Origin of the sequence: Paraburkholderia aspalathi, assembly GCF_900116445.1 — a bacterium.
Classification (GTDB): Bacteria; Pseudomonadota; Gammaproteobacteria; order Burkholderiales; family Burkholderiaceae; genus Paraburkholderia; species Paraburkholderia aspalathi.
Genome location: NZ_FPBH01000098.1, coordinates 1 through 1262, shown reverse-complemented (window position 1 = coordinate 1262; position 1262 = coordinate 1). Strand labels below are relative to the sequence as shown.

Genomic DNA, 1262 nt, shown 5'->3' with positions numbered 1-1262 from the left:
TGTAGTGGTTCAATGAACCTGGACACCTCTAAAGGGGATAATTCTCCAACTGAGGTGAGAAATGAGCAGACGGAACATTCCTGAAGAATTCAAGGCAGAAGCAGTCCAGCTGGTGGTCAGCAAGGGCTATTCATACTCGCAGGCCTGCGAAGCGCTGGGCGTTGGCGACACGGCGTTGCGTCGCTGGGTCGCGCGGTGGCGCGAGGAGCAGGCCAAACCGCCGCGCACAGCGATAGAGATCGAGACCGACGCGCGTCGCATTCGCGAGCTCGAGGCGAAGGTCGCTGATCTCGAGAGGGAACGCGACATTCTAAAAAAGTCTACGGCCTTCTTCGTCAAGGAAATGGATCGCTTCTCGAAGTGATCCAGTCACTGAAGAAGGCCTGGCCTGTGAGGGTGATGTGTGAGGTGATGAAAGTGGCGCGCAGCAGCTATTACGCGTTCGCGGCGCGCCCGTCGGCTAGCCTAACGCCCTGCCCGCAGATCGCCGCTGCGCGTGAAATTCATCGCGAAACCCGCTGCAGTTATGGCAGCCGAAGGATGTCGCACGAGCTTCAAAGGCGTGGTCACGAGGTGGGGCGCTATCGAGCCCGCACGTTGATGCACCGCGCGCAGCTGGTGGTTACCAGAAAGCGCACGCACCGCTATCAGAAGAGCAATGGTGAGGCGCTGGTGGCGCCGAATCTGCTGGCGCGTAACTTCGAGCCGCCGTCCATCAACCAGGTGTGGGCAGGAGATATTACTTATGTGAGAACCCTTCAGGGCTGGTCGTATCTGGCCATCGTGATGGACCTGTATTCGCGCCGTATCGTCGGCTGGGCGTTCGCGCTGCTACCTGATACAGCACTGGTCATCCGGGCTTTGCAGCAGGCGAGCGACCAGAGACGTCCGCCGCCAGGAGTGATGTTCCACTCGGATCAGGGATGCCAGTACACCAGCGCGCACTTCGTGAACGAACTGAAGGCAAACGGCATCGTTCAGAGCATGAGCAGGAAGGGGAATTGCTGGGATAACGCACCGGTGGAGCGTTTCTTTAGAAGCCTGAAAAGCGAATGGATCGACGAGAAAGGGTACCCCGATCACGCGCACGCCGAACACGACATCGGGGTCTACATCGACGACTTTTATAACTACCGTCGCATCCATTCGGCAGCAGGCGGTCAGCCGCCGGCACGATGCGAAGCTTCACTTTTTTAAATATTCCCCTTTCCGGGTGTCCAGGTTTACTTGACCACTACAGTGCCGCCCCGCACAGGGGCAAC

Annotated in this window: 1 protein-coding gene; it reads left to right on the top strand. The window is 58.6% G+C overall.

Annotation, left to right across the window (positions count from 1 at the left end; genetic code table 11):
• Positions 1–61: 61 nt before the first annotated feature.
• Positions 62–1197 (top strand): IS3 family transposase gene (locus tag BM438_RS44530; RefSeq protein WP_234487248.1). Its coding sequence is split into 2 segments (ribosomal slippage): positions 62–320 and positions 320–1197, totalling 1137 coding nucleotides; the frame shifts between segments, so codons are not numbered across the junction.
• Positions 1198–1262: the final 65 nt, after the last annotated feature.